This is a genomic window from Janthinobacterium sp. ROICE36, from assembly GCF_002869965.1.
In the GTDB taxonomy this organism is placed as follows: Bacteria; Pseudomonadota; Gammaproteobacteria; order Burkholderiales; family Burkholderiaceae_D; genus Janthinobacterium.
Window position 1 is genome coordinate 1 of the sequence record NZ_PEBS01000181.1, and the last position, 1115, is coordinate 1115.

The following is a 1115-nucleotide window of genomic DNA, read 5'->3' on the forward strand; positions in this document are numbered from 1 at the left end:
GAGAGATCGGTTCGTTTGCCATTTACGCGTCCAAATACCGAGAGTAAACGCCTTTCTCAACGTGTTTACAAGCAATATTTCACCCTATCGTCACTCCGAGCACCTACCCTTCATGCAATCGCCCTGGCCCGGGCGCTTACAGCGCTTGCTGCACAGGAATTTCTTCCCCGTTCAGCTTGATCGCCACCTTGACGATCTGCGCCTTGACCTGGTTGCTGGCCATGTCCGCTTCCTGGGCATAGGCATACACGACGATGGCGAAGTCCTTGTAGCCGCTGCGCGCCGCCTCGATCTTGCGCGCCGCCTCCTGGTCCACCTTCAGCAGCGAGTAAGCGCCGCCATTCGTGAACGCCAGCTTGTAATCGCCATTGTCGTACATGTAGTAATACGTGCCTGCTTCGGCGAACTTGGCGGGGAAGGCGACCTTGTCCATCGCGTATGGCGACAGCGCGCCCTGGCCATTGATCTGGTAGCGCAGATAACGTTTGGTTTTCGCTTCGCTGACCTTGGCGTCGATCTGCGGTTTCAGCGCGTCGAGCACTTCCTGCTTGCGGAAGGCGTCGTTGCTGCCCGCATAGTCACGCGAGATGCGCTGCCCCACGGCCGCGTAGTCGGGCGGCACGCCGGACAGGGCGATGTAACTGTACATCAACTGGTTGCCGCTCGTGATATCGATATAGCTGGACGTTGGTGTGGCAGCGTCCGCTTGCGGCAGGCTGGCGGCGGCCGCCTTCACTTGCGCTTTCGCGGCCAGGTCGGCCACATTCGCCGCGACGGGGGCCGAGGCGGTCGGTGTGGTGGTGTCCGTCTTGCCGCAGGCGGACAGGATCACGGCGATGGCGAGCAGAGCGGGGAGGGTAGGGTTCATGATATTTCCTTTAGCAGGGTGTTGAATTAATCGCCGTGCCCGTCAACCATCACGGGCCGGTAAACGTTGTTTCATCAGCCCCACTTTCCCACCGCCATCATGCGCAAGACCGACGTCACCCAGCACTCTCTGTACAGTTACCGCTCGTTGGAGGAACGCATCCCGGATGCGCATCCCTTGCGCAAATTGCGAGTACTGGTCGATGCCATCCTGGCCAACATGAACGATGATTTCCAGGCGCTGTATT

The 1115-nt window shown here is 59.6% G+C and carries 1 protein-coding gene and 1 pseudogene; one reads left to right on the top strand and one right to left on the bottom strand.

Features of this window, described 5'->3' with window-relative positions; translation table 11 throughout:
* Positions 1-136: 136 nt before the first annotated feature.
* Positions 137-868, bottom strand: a complete 732-nt coding sequence (locus tag CSZ94_RS27315; protein WP_102124361.1) for a hypothetical protein — start codon at positions 866-868, stop codon at positions 137-139.
* Between the two features lie 99 nt (positions 869-967).
* Between CSZ94_RS27315 and CSZ94_RS29130 the strand changes: the two are divergent.
* A pseudogene (locus CSZ94_RS29130) lies at positions 968-1115 on the top strand (IS5/IS1182 family transposase); the annotation flags it as partial.

Coding starts and splice junctions, on each gene's coding strand:
- CSZ94_RS27315 (WP_102124361.1), bottom strand. CDS start 868: ATGAACCCTACCCTCCCCGCTCTGCTCGCCATCGCCGTGATCCTGTCC.